Genomic DNA, 15,993 nt, shown 5'->3' on the forward strand with positions numbered 1-15,993 from the left:
TTCTTGGTAACACGCATGATCGGTGTCGACGCCGCATTTGGCGAGTAGCGCGCAATAGCCCCAACGAATGTCTATCCGTGCTGGCAGAACCCGCTTTCGGTGATCATTCCTGGACGGCCTTCCACACCCGGTTGACCCGGTTGACCCGGTCGCGTTGGTCGAGGGCCCTCCGGCGAACCCCGCACGATGGAAGAAATTCGGAGAGGGCTCCTCTCCACTTTCGGGTGGGGAGGAGCCCTCGATGCTGATCGGCGTGATCAGGCCGGGAGTTCCCCACGCCTGCGGCGCAGCGCCACCACGAGCAGCGCACCACCCGCCAGCAGCAGCCCGCCACCGATGATCGAGCCGTAGACGAAGGTGGGCATGCCGGTGCTCGGCATCTGCCCGCCACCCGTCGGCGGCGGCAGCTCACCGCCCGGTGTCAGCACGGTCACCGTCGCGGTCGCCGTGTTGTTGCCCTTGTCGGGGTCGGGCGGCCCGGTCGAGGTGGCGACGGCGGTGTTGACGTGCCTGCCCGGCGTGGTGCCCCGGACGGTGAGCACGAGCGTCGCCGTCGCCCCCGGCAGCAGATCGCCGACGGTCCAGGTGCCGGTGGCGTACCCGCCGGTGGTTGGTTTGGCACTGACCAGCGTGAGGCCGGCCGGGAGCGCGTCGGCGACGGTGACCCCGGTCGCCGTCTCCGGCCCGGCGTTGCGGACCGTGATCGTGAAGACCGCCTGGCCGCCACTGGGGATGAGCTCCTTGTCGACGGCCTTCGCCACCGAGACGTCGGCGAGCGGGACCATCAGGACGGCCTGCGCCTGATTGTTGATCAGGTCGGGGTCGGGCAGGTTGGACTGGGTGATCTGCACGGTGTTGACCGTGGTGCCGCCGTTGACCACCCGGATCCGCGCGACCAGCGTCGCGTGCGCTCCGGGGGCGAGCGTCCCGGCCGACCAGACGCGCTGGTCCTGGTCGAACGTGCCCTGGCTGAAGGTGACCTCGACGAAGTCGGCGAAGAGCCGCTGCGGGTCGGCCGCGACGATCTCGCCCGCCGTGTTGGGCCCGTTGTTGGTGAGCACGACGGTGTAGGTGACGATGTCGCCGATCGCCGCGACGGTGGGCACGACGGCCTTGGTGATCGAGAGGTCGGCCTCCTCGACGACGAGGAGCGACGCCGACGCCGAGTTGTTGGAGGCGTCGGTGTCGGTCTGATCGACCGAGAGCAGCGAGGCGACGTTGACCGCGGTGCCCGCCCTGTCGGCGGTCGCCACGATCGTCAGCGTCACCGTAGCGCCGCTGGCGAGCGCGCCGATCGTCCACTCGCCCGAGACCGGGTCATAGGTGCCCGGTCCGGTGAAGGAGGCGTGGCTGAGCCCGTCCGGCAGCGAATCGTGCAGGACGAGCCCGGTGGCGGGGTTGGGCCCGTTGTTCTTCGCCGTGACGGTGAAGGTCGCCTGCTCGGTGACGCGTACGCGGACCGGCGCGACCGACTTGTCGACCTCGATGTCGAGCGGCGGCAGGTTGGAGACGAGCGTCGCGTCGCTGTGGTTGTTGCTCGGGTCGGGGTCGGTGATCGCCGGGTCCGAGATGACCGCGGTGTTGACCTTCGTGCCCGGGGTGAGCACCTTCACGACCAGCGTCAGCACGGCCGGCGACGCGCCCGCATCGAGCCGGCCGACGGCCCACTCGAGCGCGTCGCCGTCGAAACTCCCCTGGGTGACCGAGAAGGAGACGATCTCCAAGCCGGTCGGTACCGGCCCGAACTCGTCGACCACCACGCTCGGTGCCGGGTCCGGCCCGATGTTGTAGGCGGTCACCTGGTAGGTCACCTCCTGGCCGACGATGACCGGGTCCGGCGCGACGGTCTTCGCCACGGCCAGGTCCGCCAGCGGCGGCGTGATCAGGACGGTCGCCGTGTCCTGGTCGTTGAGCTGGTTGATGTCGGCGGGGGAGACCGCGGCGAGGCTCGCCGTGTTGCTCACCGTGCCGACGCCGAGCGCGCGGACGGTGAGGGTCAGGCTCACCGACTGCCCGACGGCGAGCCCGCCGATCGTCCACTGCGCGCTGCCCGGGTCGTAGGAGCCCTTCGTCGCCGAGGAGGAGACATAGGCGAGCAGTGACGGGATCGGGTCGAGCAGCGTCACCGTCGTCGCGCCGAAGGGTCCCTTGTTGGACGCCGTGATCGTGAAGACGGCCTGGTGGCCGACGCGGATGCTGGGCTGGTCCACAGACTTGGTGACGGCGATGTCGACGGTCGGCGTGACCGGGTTGAGGCCCGCCGAGGCGGTGTTGTTGCCGGGATTCGGGTCGGGTTGGCCGGCCGCGATCACCGAGGCGCCGTTGGTGACGGCGGCGGCGGTGTCGACCCGGACCGTGAGCCGCAGCGTGGCGCTGCCGTTGACGGCGAGGGTCGGCAGGGTCCAGCGGCCGGTCGCGGCGTCGTAGGAGCCCACCGAGGGGTCCGACGAGAGCAGCGTGAGGCCCGGCGGCACCTTGTCGGAGATGACCACCCCCGCGCCGAGGCTCGGACCGTTGTTCTTCACGGTGACGGTGAAGGTGACCGAGTCGCCGACGGTCGGTGTCGCGTCGGAGACGGTCTTCGTCACCGCGATGTCGGCGTTGAGCGGGATCACGGCGGTGGCCGGCGCGGACCGGACGGCCTGCCCGATCGGCGAGACGCCACCGGCGGTCGCGACGTTGGTGAGCGTCCCGTCGGCGGCGATGGCCCCGGCGGCGATCGTGTAGGGACCGGTGCAGATCGTCTGCGCGCCGGGTATGAGCGCACCCGCGCCGCAGATGACGGCACCGGCGGCGACCCGGTTGTCGGTCACCGCGACCTGGCTGATCCGGCTGCCGCCGGTGTTGGTCACGACATAGCGGTAGGTGATCGTCTGGCCGACCGAGAACGGCGGCGCCGTCTGCACCGATTTCGTGATCGACAGCGACGAGACGAGCGGCAGCTCCACCTGGTCCTGATTGGAGTCGACCGGCCCGCCCGGGCTCTGCGCGGTGGCCGTGGCGACGTTGGTGACGACACCGGCGGCGACGTCGGCGGCGGTGACCGTGTAGGAGCCCCGGCACACCGTCGTGCCGCCCGGATCCGGCTCCGGCGGCAGGGTGGTCGCGTCGCAGGTGATGCCGCCGACCTTGTTGTCGCTGACGGTGAGCCCGGTCAGCGTCTCCAGGCCGGCGTTGGTGACGACGTACTCGTAGGGGATGGCGGTGCCTGCGGTGATCGTGGCGGGCAGCGGTGTCCCGGCCCGGCTGACCTGCTTGACGAGCTGGAGGGCGTCGAGGGCGTTGATGGTGCGTACGACGACGTTGCGCAGCAGGTGCACGTCGTTGTTGCCGCCGGTCGAGCCGAGGAAGCCGAACTTGTAGGTCGACGGCGTACCGCCGGGGGCCGGCACGTTCAGCACCTCCTCATAGCTGCCGCCGGTGCCGGTGAAGTCGATCTGGACGATGACGCGCGGCGCGGGGGCAGGCGTGACCTGCACGTTGACCAGGCGCTTCGCCGGTGGCGGCGTGGTGGTGCCGGCCGGGCCGCGCAGGGAGCCCGTGAGCGTACTGGTCGGGTGGGCGCCGTCGCCCGTCGTGGTGGAGGCGAGGTAGCAGTAGCCGTTGAAACCGTTGCCGGGGCCGCGCAGGGTCACCACGTTGGGTGCGATCCGGCCGGTCGCCGTGCCGCCGGGGGAGCGCTGGCCGACCGGGCAGTTCCTCCCGCGCCCCTCGCCGTCGTTGTAGAAGTTGCCGTAGACGTCGAGCCCCACCCCCAGATACCCACCCTGTACGCCAGGCGTGGCGTCCCGGGGCGCGTAGCCGAGGCTGCCGCCGCTGCCGCCGACCGTGCTCGCCGTCGTGGCACCGTCGACGAGGAAGAACCCGATCCCGTCGGCCTCGTTGCCGCCGTACTGGTACTGCTCGAAGACGACGGAGAGCCCGGCCGTGGCGGGCACCGGCCGCTGATAGAGGATGTCGCCCGCGACATTGCCCGCGGTGTCGGTGAGCTGCAGGTACCCCGGTGTCACGCCGACCGGCGGCACCGGTCCGGAGGTGTGCCCCTGGCAGGACGGGATCTGCGCCCCACCCGCCGGTGGTGTGCTGCCGGCAGGCGTGCCGGTGAGGCAGGTGACCCCGTCGACGCGCCAGGCCGGGTCGGGCACGCTCGCGCCGTCGAAGGTCTCGTCGACGATCACCGTGCCGCCGCCGGGCGGCGGGGCGGCGGTCGCGGTCCGCATCGGCAGGGCCGTGCCGAGTGTGGCGACGAGCAACGCTAAGGTGACCCGGCTGCACCGGACAAAGTACTGCATATAGGACTAAACGCGTTTGATCAGTTATGGCAATGCGTACAGCGTGTCAGCGATCAATTACCCAAGGTGATAGCTAGGGTCCGTTACGTTCGCGCTCTTTGAGTGCGAGCCGGTCACCTGCTCAGCACGGGGGAACACGCATGCGAGAAAGCAACTTTCGGACCGTGCGCGCGTTGCTGCGAACGGGGACCGTCATCGGGCTGGTGGCCGGAGTGGCGTTGGCGGGGTTCCCCGGCAGCGCCCTCGCGGCGCCGACCGTGGACTGCGCAGCGGGGGTTCCCGGCCTCACGGTCGCGTCGCTGCGCACCGGACCGGCGAGGGTCGGCAAGACCGTGCACCGCTCGTTCCTGGTGACCAATCGGGGAGCCACCAGGCTGCGGCAGGTCACGGTCGATGCCGACCTCGCCGGGGTGCTCGACGACGGGTCGCTGATCGGCCGGGCCAAGGCCGAGCAGGGATCGGTGCGGGTCCGCGCCGGAGTCCTGCACTGGCGCGGCGACCTCGCGCCCGGGGCCACTGTGGATGTGACCTACAAGGTCCGGGTGGGCAAGCTCGGGGACGGGAAGCTCACCGAGGAGTTCACCACCGACAGCGCCTCCTGCACCGCGGTCAAAGCTGTTCCGAACCCGAAGCCCGTCGCGACGCCGTCCGCCGCACCGACCGCGACCGGCAAGCTGCCGCGCTTCCAGCGGCCCAACGCGACGACCGCGAGCGTGGAGACCTTCCCCTCCGGGCTCACCGCGACGATCGGCACCACCAACAACGGCACGACCGGCGGTGTCGCGGTGGCGACCAACACCGGGACCGCCACTGCGGGCGGCTCCTACAGCCCCACCGGGGTCTGGGACGACGGCCAGGCCAACCAGCTCAACTTCACGCTCAACAACGCCGCCCGCAACACCTACCAGAACATCGGCGGCTACTCGGTCACGCTCTCCCGACCGGTGCGCAACCCGCGGATGCAGATCCGCGGCTGGTACGGCGCGATCGGCTCCTCGGACTACGACACCTTCGCCCCGAAGATCAGCCTCACCGGCGGCCTGCCCGCCGCGCCCACGATGACGAGGGTCTCGGGCTTCACCAACTGGACCGTCGGCGCCACCCAGGCCGTGATCAACTCCACGCCGGTCGATTACGGCGGCACGAACGGCGCCTGCGACACCACCGGCTCGACCCGGCCCGGCACCGACCCCGCCGGCTGCGGCACCATCGAGCTGACCGGCACGATCACCCGGGCCAACTTCAACGTCGACATCATCCGGACCCCGGTCGCCAGCGGCAACACCTCCACCGGCTACGCCGGCAACGGCAGCATCAAATTCACCGTGGACGAGGACTGCTCCAACGCGCCGTCGCCCTATGGAGCGGCCTCGCACGTCGTCTCCGACGCCTTCCTCGGCGCCGACACGACGGCCGACCTGCCCGCGACGGGCAGCACGACGGCCTGCCTCAACGAGGCCGACGCCAACGACGCCAACCCCGCCTTCGGGGCGCTGTCGACGACGAGCGGCGGGTCGGCGTACACGGTGAATGTGCCCGTGAAAGGCGGCTCGGGCGCGACGACGCTGGCCGGATTCATCGACTTCAATCGTGATCTCGACTTCGCCGACGCGGGCGAGGCGGCGACGGCGGCCGTGTCGGCCGGTGCCACCGGGACCGTGCCGCTGACCTGGACCGTGCCCGCGGGCGCCAACATCTCGGCGGGCAACACCTGGGCGCGCTTCCGCATCGGCTACAACGCCACCCAGACCAATCTCCCGACCGGCATGGCCGACTCCGGCGAGGTCGAGGACTACCCCCTGCAGATCACCGCGCCGCCGAACGTCTGCGGTTACACCCCCGTCAACCTGGCGAACGGGAGCTTCGAGAGCCCGGTCATCGCCGTCGCCAGCACCCAGCTGCCGGAGGACACCGTGCCCGGCTGGGAGACGACGGCGACCGACAACTTCATCGAGCTGTGGCGCAGCCCGCCCAACGCGACCCCGCCGGCGCCGGGGCAGGGCGCGCAGTTCGCCGAGCTCAACGCCTTCCAGGTCTCCACGCTCTACCAGGATGTGGCGACCGTGCCCGGCGCCCCGATGACCTGGTCGCTGTGGCACCGGGGCCGGCAGGGCACCGATGTGATGAAGGTGCAGATCGGTCCCCCCGCCGGTCCCCTCGTCGACCAGACCCCCACGGGCGCGTCGGGCCCCAACATCTCCGACGGCAACACCGCCTGGGGGCAGCACCGGGGCAGCTACATCATCCCCGCCGGGCAGACCACGACGCGGTTCGCCTTCGTCTCCGTCTCGGCCACGGGTGGCAACCCCGCCCTCGGCAACCTGCTCGACGGCATCGCCTTCGGTACGCCGGGCTGCCTCACCGCCACCAAGACCGTGGCGCCGACCACGCCCGCCCAGCCCGGTGACACGCTGACCTACACCGTCTCGGTCACCAACCCCGGTGCCAGCGAGACCCTGAACAGCTTCATCACCGATGTCGTCCCGGCCGGGACGACCTTCGTCCCCGGCTCGATCAAGATGATCAACCCGGCCGCCGTGACCACGGCGGTGACCGACGCCAACGGCATCTCCGGCACCAACCTGAAGGTCGCGATCGGCGACCCCCTGACCCCGACCGGTGGCGGCAACGTCAAGGTCGGCGAGGTCTGGAAGGTCACCTTCCAGGTGACGGTCAACGCCGGGCTCGCCGCCGGATCCTCCATCACCAACCAGGCCCGCGGCCAGTGGGTGCCCTACGGGGTGCAGCCGCCGCTGAACTCCACCCCCGCCGTGGCCACCGTGGCGGTGGCCGCCGCCGACCTGCAGACGACGAAGACCGCGCTGAACCCGGTGCCGGTCGCGCCCGGCACCACCTTCGACTACCAGATCGCGGTGACGAACAACGGTCCCGCGCTAGCGAAGAACGTCTCGACGACCGACACCCTGCCGACACCGTTCTCCTTCGTCTCCTCCGTGGACGGCTGCACGGCGGTCGGGCAGGTAGTCTCCTGCGGTCCGCTCGCCACGCTGGCCGCGGCGGCGAGCAAGACGTGGCGGTTCACCGTGCGGCTCGACGCGGCGTACAGCGGGGACGGCTCCGACCTGGGCAACATCGCGGTCGCGCGGTCGGACACCGCGGACCCGTCGCCCTCCAACAACGCCAACCCGTCGGCGAAGCCCTCGGGACCGGTGACGGGCAAGGCCGACCTCGTCATGGCGAAGCGTGCGGTCAACGCGGCGCCCGTGACCCCGGGCGGGACCTTCGACTACCAGGTGACGATCACCAACAACGGCCCGTCGGTGGCGCGCAACGTCAAGGCGGTCGACCCGCTGCCGACCGCGCTGAGCTTCGTGTCGTCGGTCGACGGCTGCACCGCCGCCGGTCAGACGGTCACCTGCGGTCCGCAGGCCACCCTCGACTTCGGTGCCGCGAAGACCTGGACCTTCACCGTGCGGCTCGACGCCGGGTATACCGGTGACGGCTCGGACCTGGGCAACATCGCGGTCGCGCAGAGCGACACCGCGGACCCGTCGCCCTCCAACAACGCCAACCCCTCGGCGAAGCCGTCCGGGGCGATCGGCTCGCCGAAGGCGGACCTGGTCACGGCGAAGACCGCGCTGAACACCGCTCCGGTCACGCCGGGCACCACCTTCGACTACCAGATCACGATCACCAACAACGGCCCGTCGACCGCGGCCGCGGTGAAGGCGACGGATCCGCTGCCGACCGCGCTCGCCTTCGTCTCCTCGGTCGACGGCTGCACGGCCGCCGGTCAGACGGTGACCTGCGGACCGGTCGCCACCCTCGCGGCGGGCGCCGCGAAGGTCTGGCGCTTCACGGTCCGCCTCGACGCGGGTTACACCGGCGACGGCTCCGATCTGGGCAACGTCGCGGTCGCGAGCTCCACGACCGCCGACCCGTCGCCCTCCAACAACACCAACGCGTCCGCCAAGCCCTCCGGCGGTGTCACGTCACCCTCGGCCGACCTGGTCACGGCCAAAAAAGCCCTCAATTCAACCCCGGTCACTCCGGGTACGCCGTTCAGCTACCAGATCACCGTCACGAACAACGGTCCCTCGGTGGCTGCCGCGGTGAAGGCGACCGACCCGCTGCCGACGCCGCTGACCTTCGTCTCCTCGGCCGACGGGTGCACGGCGGCCGGTCAGACGGTGACCTGCGGTCCGCAGGCGACGCTCGCGGTGGGTGCGTCGAAGTCGTGGACGTTCGTGGTCAAGCTCGACGCGGGCTACACCGGTGACGGGTCCGACCTGGGCAACGTGGCGGTGGTGAGCTCCACGACGGCGGATCCGTCGCCGTCCAACAACGCGAACCCGTCGGCGAAGCCGTCCGGTGCCGTCGGCTCCCCGTCGGCGGACCTCGTCATGGCGAAGCGGGCCCTGAACGCGGCCCCGGTGACCCCGGGGACGACCTTCAGTTATCAGCTCACGATCACGAACAACGGTCCGTCGACGGCGGCCGGGGTCAAGGCGACCGACGCGCTGCCGACGCCGCTGACCTTCGTCTCCTCTGCCGACGGTTGCACGGCGGCCGGTCAGACGGTGACCTGCGGTCCGCAGGCGACGCTTGCGGTGGGTGCGTCGAAGTCGTGGACGTTCGTGGTGAAGCTCGACGCTGGTTACACCGGGGACGGGTCCGACCTGGGCAACGTGGCGGTGGCCGGTTCGACGACGGCGGATCCGTCGCCGTCCAACAACGCGAACCCGTCGGCGAAGCCGTCCGGTGCCGTGGCTTCGCCGTCGGCGGATCTCGTCATGGCGAAGCAGGCGCTGAACGCGGCGCCGGTGACGCCGGGGACGACCTTCAGCTATCAGGTGACGATCACGAACAACGGTCCGTCGACGGCGGTCGCGGTGAAGGCGACGGACCCGCTGCCGACGCCGCTGACCTTCGTCTCGTCGGTCGACGGGTGCACGGCGGCTGGTCAGACGGTGACCTGCGGTCCGCAGGCTACCCTCGCGGTGGGTGCGTCGAAGTCGTGGACGTTCGTGGTGAAGCTCGACGCGGGTTACACCGGTGACGGCTCCGACCTGGGCAACATCGCCGTGGCCAGTTCGACGACGGCGGATCCGTCGCCGTCCAACAACGCCAACCCGTCGGCGAAGCCGTCCGGTGCCATCGCCCTGCCGTCGGCCGATCTCGTCACCGCGAAGCAGGCGCTCAACACGGCTCCGGTGACCCCGGGCACGACGTTCAGCTACCAGATCACGGTCACCAACAACGGGCCGTCCGTCGCGCGTACCGTCCGGGCGACAGATCCACTCCCGACGCCGCTGACCTTCGTATCCTCGATCGACGGGTGCACCGCCGCCGGTCAGACCGTCACCTGTGGACCCATCGCCACGCTCGCCGTGGGCGCGTCGAAGGTCTGGACCTTCGTCGTCAAGCTCGACGCGGGCTACACGGGTGACGGCAGTGACCTCGGCAACGTCGCGGTCGGGCAGAGCGACACCCCGGATCCGTCGCCGTCCAACAACGCCAACCCGTCAGCGAAGCCGTCCGGTGCCGTGGCTTCGCCGTCGGCGGATCTAGTCATGGCGAAGCAGGCGCTCAATACGGCGCCGGTGACCCCCGGGACGACCTTCAGTTACCAGGTGACGATCACGAACAACGGTCCGTCGACGGCGGTCGCGGTGAAGGCGACGGACCCGCTGCCGACGCCGCTGACCTTCGTCTCCTCGGCCGACGGGTGCACGGCCGCCGGTCAGACGGTGACCTGCGGTCCGCAGGCGACCCTCGCGGTCGGGGCGTCGAAGTCGTGGACGTTCGTGGTGAAGCTCGACGCGGGTTACCCCGGGGACGGCTCTGACCTGGGCAACATCGCCGTGGCCGGCTCTACGACGGCGGATCCGTCGCCGTCCAACAACGCCAACCCGTCGGCGAAGCCGTCCGGCGCGATCGCCTCGGCAGCCGCGGATCTCGTGACGGCGAAGGTGGCGCTCAACACCGCGCCGGTCGTACCGGGCACGACCTTCGACTACCGGATCACGGTGACGAACAACGGCCCGTCGGTGGCTGCCGCCGTGCGGGCTACGGACCCGCTGCCGACCGCCCTGACCTTCGTCTCCTCGGCCGACGGTTGCACGGCCGCCGGTCAGGTGGTCTCCTGCGGGCCGGTCGCCACGCTCGCCGTGGGCGCGTCGACGTCGTGGACCTTCACGGTGCAGCTCGACGCGGGCTACACCGGGGACGGCTCTGACCTGGGCAACGTGGCGGTCGCGGGTTCGACCACCGCCGACCCGTCGCCCTCCAACAACGCCAACCCGTCCGCGAAGCCTTCGGGCGGTGTCGCGTCGCCGTCGGCGGACCTCGCCACCGGCAAGGTGGCGCTGAACAGTGCTCCGGTCACTCCCGGCACGACCTTCGACTACCAGATCACCGTCACCAACAACGGTCCGTCCCAGGCGGTCGGGGTGACGGCGACCGACTCGCTGCCCCTGCCGCTGACCTTCGAGACATCGGCGGACGGATGCCTCGCGACCGGCCAGCTCGTCACCTGCGGACCGCCGATGACGCTGGCCGTCGGCGCGGCGAAGTCGTGGACCTTCACGGTTCGCCTGGATGCCGGTTACACCGGGGACGGCTCCGACCTGGGCAACATCGCGGTCGCGGGCTCCGACACCGCGGATCCGTCGCCGTCGAACAACGCCAACCCGAGCCCGGGCGTCGGCCCGTCCGGGGGAGTGGCCTCCCCCTCGGCGGACCTCGCCACGGCGAAGGTCGCGTTGAACAGCGCTCCGGTGACGCCGGGCACCACGTTCGATTACCAGATCACGGTCACCAACAGCGGACCGTCGTCGGCGGTGAACGCCAAGGCGGCCGACCCGCTGCCGACCGCGCTGACCTTCGTCTCGTCGGCGGACGGTTGCACGGCGGCCGGTCAGACCGTGACCTGCGGCCCGGAGGCGCTGCTCGCCAACGGCGCGTCGAGGTCGTGGACCTTCACCGTCCGGCTTGACGCGGGCTACACGGGGGACGGTTCCGACCTGGGCAACATCGCGGTCGCGGGCTCGGACACCGCTGATCCGTCGCCGTCCAACAACGGCAACCCCAGCCCCGGTGTCGGCCCCTCGGGCGGCGTCGCGTCCCCGTCGGCGGACCTCGCCACCACCAAGGTGGCGCTCAACAGCGGACCGGTGACGCCGGGCACCACCTTCGACTACCAGGTGACGGTCACCAACAACGGCCCGTCCGCCGCCTCCGCCGTGACGGCGACGGATCCGCTGCCGACCCCGCTGGCCTTCGTCTCCTCGGTCGACGGCTGCACCGCCGCCGGTCAGACGGTCTCCTGCGGGCCGGTCGCCACGCTCGCCGTGGGCGCGTCGACGTCGTGGACCTTCACCGTCAAGCTCGACGCGGGTTACACCGGTGACGGCAGCGACCTCGGCAACGTCGCGGTCGGCGATGCGGACACCGCCGATCCCTCGCCGTCCAACAATGCCAACCCGTCCGCGATGCCCTCCGGCGGTGTCGCGTCGCCCTCGGCGGATCTCGTCACCGACAAGGTCGCGTTGAACAGTGCTCCGGTCACTCCCGGCACGACCTTCGACTACCAGATCACGGTCACCAACAACGGTCCGTCGACCGCTCTCAACGCGAAGGCGACCGATCCGTTGCCGACGCCGCTGCTCTTCGTCTCCTCCGTCGACGGGTGCACGGCCGCCGGTCAGACGGTGACCTGCGGTCCGGAGGCGGCTCTCGGCAGCGGGATGGCGAAGTCGTGGATCTTCACGGTTCGCCTGGACGCCGGTTACACCGGGGACGGCTCTGACCTGGGCAACATCGCGGTCGCGGGCTCGGACACCGCTGATCCGTCGCCGTCCAACAACGGCAACCCGAGCCCCGGCGTCGGTCCCTCGGGCGGCGTCGCCTCGCCGTCGGCGGACCTCGCCACGGCGAAGGTCGCGTTGAACAGCGTCCCGGTGACCCCGGGCACGACCTTCGACTACCAGATCACGGTCACCAACAACGGTCCGTCCACGGCCGTGAACGCCAAGGCGACCGACCCGCTGCCGACCGCGCTGACCTTCGTCTCGTCGGCGGACGGTTGCACAGCGGCCGGTCAGACCGTGACCTGCGGCCCGGAGGCGACCCTCGCCAACGGTGCGTCGGTGTCGTGGACCTTCACGGTTCGCCTGGATGCCGGCTACACCGGGGACGGCTCCGACCTGGGCAACATCGCGGTCGCGGGCTCCGACACGGCGGATCCGTCGCCGTCGAACAACGGCAACCCGAGCCCAGGCGTAGGTCCCTCGGGCGGCGTCGCCTCGCCGTCGGCGGACCTCGCCACCGCCAAGATCGCCCTGGACGGCGCCCCGGTGACGCCCGGTACGACATTCGACTACCAGATCACCGTGACGAACAACGGTCCGTCGGCGGCGGTGAACGCGAAGGCGACCGACCCGCTGCCGACGCCGCTGACCTTCGTCTCCTCCGTGGACGGCTGCACGGCGGTCGGCCAGACGGTGACCTGCGGCCCCGAGGCGACCCTCGCCAACGGTGCGTCGGTGTCGTGGACCTTCACGGTCAAGCTGGACGCGGGTTACACCGGGGACGGCTCCGACCTGGGCAATATCGCGGTCGCGGGCTCGGACACCGCCGATCCGTCGCCGTCGAACGACAGCAACCCGAGCCCAGGCGTCGGCCCGTCGGCGGGCGTGGCATCACCGTCGGCGGACCTGACGACGGCGAAGGTCGCGTTGAACCCCATCCTGGTCACGCCGGGGACGACCTTCGCCTATCGGGTGACGGTGACGAACAACGGCCCGTCGACGGCGGTCAACGTGAAAGCGACCGACCCGCTGCCGACGCCGCTGACCTTCATCGCGTCCCCGGACGGCTGCACCGCCGCCGGCCAGACGGTCACCTGCGGACCCGAGGCCACCCTCGCGAGCGGGGCGGCGAAGTCGTGGACCTTCATCGTGAAGCTCGACGCGGGCTACACCGGGGACGGCTCCGACCTGGGCAACGTCGCGGCCGCGGGCTCGGACACCGCGGATCCGTCGCCGTCCGACAACGCCAACCTGCCGGCCCCGCCCTCGCCCGGACCGCTCGGCGGGGGTGCGGCTTCCCCGTCGGCCGACCTCAGCACCGCGAAGGTCGCGCTCAACGCCGCTCCGGTGACGCCGGGGACGACCTTCGATTACCAGATCACCGTCACCAACAACGGTCCGTCGGTCGCCGTCAACGCGAGGGCGACCGACCCGCTGCCGACCGAGCTGACCTTCGTCTCCTCGGCGGACGGCTGCACGGCAGCAGGCCAGGTCGTCACCTGCGGGCCGACGATCATCCTGGCCCCGGGGGCGGACACGTCGTGGACCTTCACCGTTCGCCTCGACGCCGGTTACACCGGTGACGGCAGCGACCTGGGCAACATCGCGGTCGCGGGCTCCGACACCGCCGATCCGTCGCCGTCCAACAACGGCAACCCGAGCCCGGGCGTCGGCCCGTCCGGCGGCGTCGCGTCGGGCTCGGCCGACCTCGCCACCGCGAAGGTCGCGCTCAACACGGCACCGGTGACGCCGGGCACCACCTTCGACTACCGGGTCACGGTCACCAACAACGGCCCGTCGACGGCGGTGAACGCCAAGGCGACCGACCCGCTGCCGACCGCGCTGACCTTCGTCTCGTCGGCGGACGGTTGCACGGCGGCTGGTCAGACGGTGAGCTGCGGTCCGGAGGCGACCCTCGCCAACGGGGCGTCGAAGTCGTGGACCTTCACGGTCCGCCTCGACGCGGGCTACACCGGGGACGGCTCCGACCTGGGCAACATCGCGGTCGTGGGCTCCGACACGGCGGACCCGTCGCCGTCGAACAACAGCAACCCGAGCCCCGGTGCCGGCCCTTCCAGCGGCGTCGCGTCGCCGTCGGCGGACCTCGCCACCACCAAGGTCGCGCTCAACAGCGGACCGGTCTCGCCGGGCATGACCTTCGACTACCAGGTCACGGTGACGAACAACGGCCCGTCGACGGCGGTCAACGCCAAGGCGGTGGACCCGCTGCCGACCGCGCTGACCTTCGTCTCGTCGGTCGACGGCTGCACGGCGGCCGGTCAGACGGTGACGTGCGGTCCGGAGGCGACGCTCGCCAACGCGGCGTCGAGGTCGTGGACCTTCACCGTCCGCCTGGACGACGGTTACACCGGGGACGGTTCCGACCTGGGCAACATCGCGGTCGCGGGTTCGGACACGGCGGATCCGTCGCCGTCGAACAACAGCAACCCGTCGCCCGGTGTCGGACCGTCCGGTCCGATCGGGAAGCCCCTGACGGATCTCTCCACCGAAAAGGTGGCGCTGAACAGTGCCCCGGTGACGCCGGGGACGACCTTCGACTACCGGGTCACCGTCTCCAACAACGGTCCGGCCGAAGCGTCGAACGCCACGGCCACCGACCCGCTGCCGACGCCGCTGCTCTTCGTCTCCTCGGTCGACGGCTGCACGGCATCCGGCCAGACGGTCACCTGCGGTCCGGAGCCGACCCTCGCCAACGGGGCGTCGAAGTCGTGGACCTTCACGGTCCGCCTCGACGCCGGTTACACGGGGGACGGTTCCGACCTGGGCAACATCGCCGTGGCCGGCAGCGACAACCCCGATCCGTCGCCGTCGAACAACGGCAACCCGAGTCCGGCGTACCCGTCGAGTGGTCCTTCGGACCGCGGCGTCGCGTCGCCGTCCGCTGACCTCGCCACCGACAAGGTCGCGCTCAACACCGCGCCGGTGGTGCCGGGTACGACGTTCGACTACCGCATCACCGTGACGAACAGCGGGCCGTCGACGGCGGTCAACGCGAAGGCGGTCGATCCGCTGCCGACCGCGCTGACCTTCGTCTCGTCGGCTGACGGCTGCACCGCGGCCGGTCAGACCGTCACCTGCGGTCCACAGGCGACGCTGCGTCCGGGCGTGGCGAAGGCGTGGCGGTTCACCGTCCGGCTCGACGCGGGGTACACCGGGGACGGCTCCGACCTGGGCAACATCGCGGTCGCGGGCTCCGACACCGCTGATCCGTCGCCGTCGAACAACAGCAACCCGAGCCCGGGCGCCGGCCCCTCGGCCGGGACCGCGGCGCCGCTGGCGGACCTGCAGATCACCCTCCGGGCGGTGCTCCCCTCGGGCGGGCTCCGGCCGGGCGGCAGCTTCGATTACGTGATGTCGATCCGCAACAACGGGCCCTCCGTCGCCCGGGACATCGTGGTCACCAACGTGCTGCCGTCGGCGGTGCAGTTCGTCTCGTCGCCGCAGGGGTGCACGGCGAGCGGCCAGGACGTGACCTGCCCGACGATCGACTCGATGTCGGTGGCGAGCGGGCAGAGCGTGGTGAGCCTCGGCGGGCGCGGTGCCGCGGCCCGAACGATGGTGATCGAGCTCGCGGCGAGCAGCAGCGCGCAGTTCACCCTGCGGTCCCGGCTCGACTCCGGCTATCAGGGCGAAGGCTCGGACCTGATCGACGTCGCCCGGGTGTCGACCGCGACCGCCGAGACGACGCTCGTCAACAACGTGGACCGGGTGCCGCTCGTCGTGGCATCGGAGGACATCCCGGTGACGGGCAGCCGGGTGGACGAGCGGCTGATCGCGCTGGTCGGTGCGACGGTAGTGCTGATGGGAACGCTGATCGTCTGGTTCACCCGGCGGCGCCGCACGGCGGATCCGATCGTTTGACCAACGCCGGAGCAGTTGCCGGACGCCGTCGACCAGCCCGGTCGGCG

General features: G+C 71.1%; 2 protein-coding genes. One reads left to right on the forward strand and one right to left on the reverse strand.

Annotated elements, in window-relative coordinates; all coding sequences use genetic code 11:
• Positions 1-257: 257 nt before the first annotated feature.
• Positions 258-4,253 (reverse strand): CLIPPER-2 domain-containing protein, encoded by a 3,996-nt coding sequence (locus F4553_RS26045; protein ID WP_184840193.1) that lies wholly within the window; start codon positions 4,251-4,253, stop codon positions 258-260.
• 203 nt (positions 4,254-4,456) lie between these two features.
• Between F4553_RS26045 and F4553_RS26050 the strand changes: the two genes are divergently transcribed.
• Entirely contained in the window at positions 4,457-15,946 is an 11,490-nt protein-coding gene (locus tag F4553_RS26050; RefSeq protein ID WP_184840195.1) for an isopeptide-forming domain-containing fimbrial protein, read from the forward strand.
• Positions 15,947-15,993: the final 47 nt, after the last annotated feature.

This window comes from Allocatelliglobosispora scoriae, from assembly GCF_014204945.1.
GTDB classification, from domain to species: Bacteria; Actinomycetota; Actinomycetes; order Mycobacteriales; family Micromonosporaceae; genus Allocatelliglobosispora; species Allocatelliglobosispora scoriae.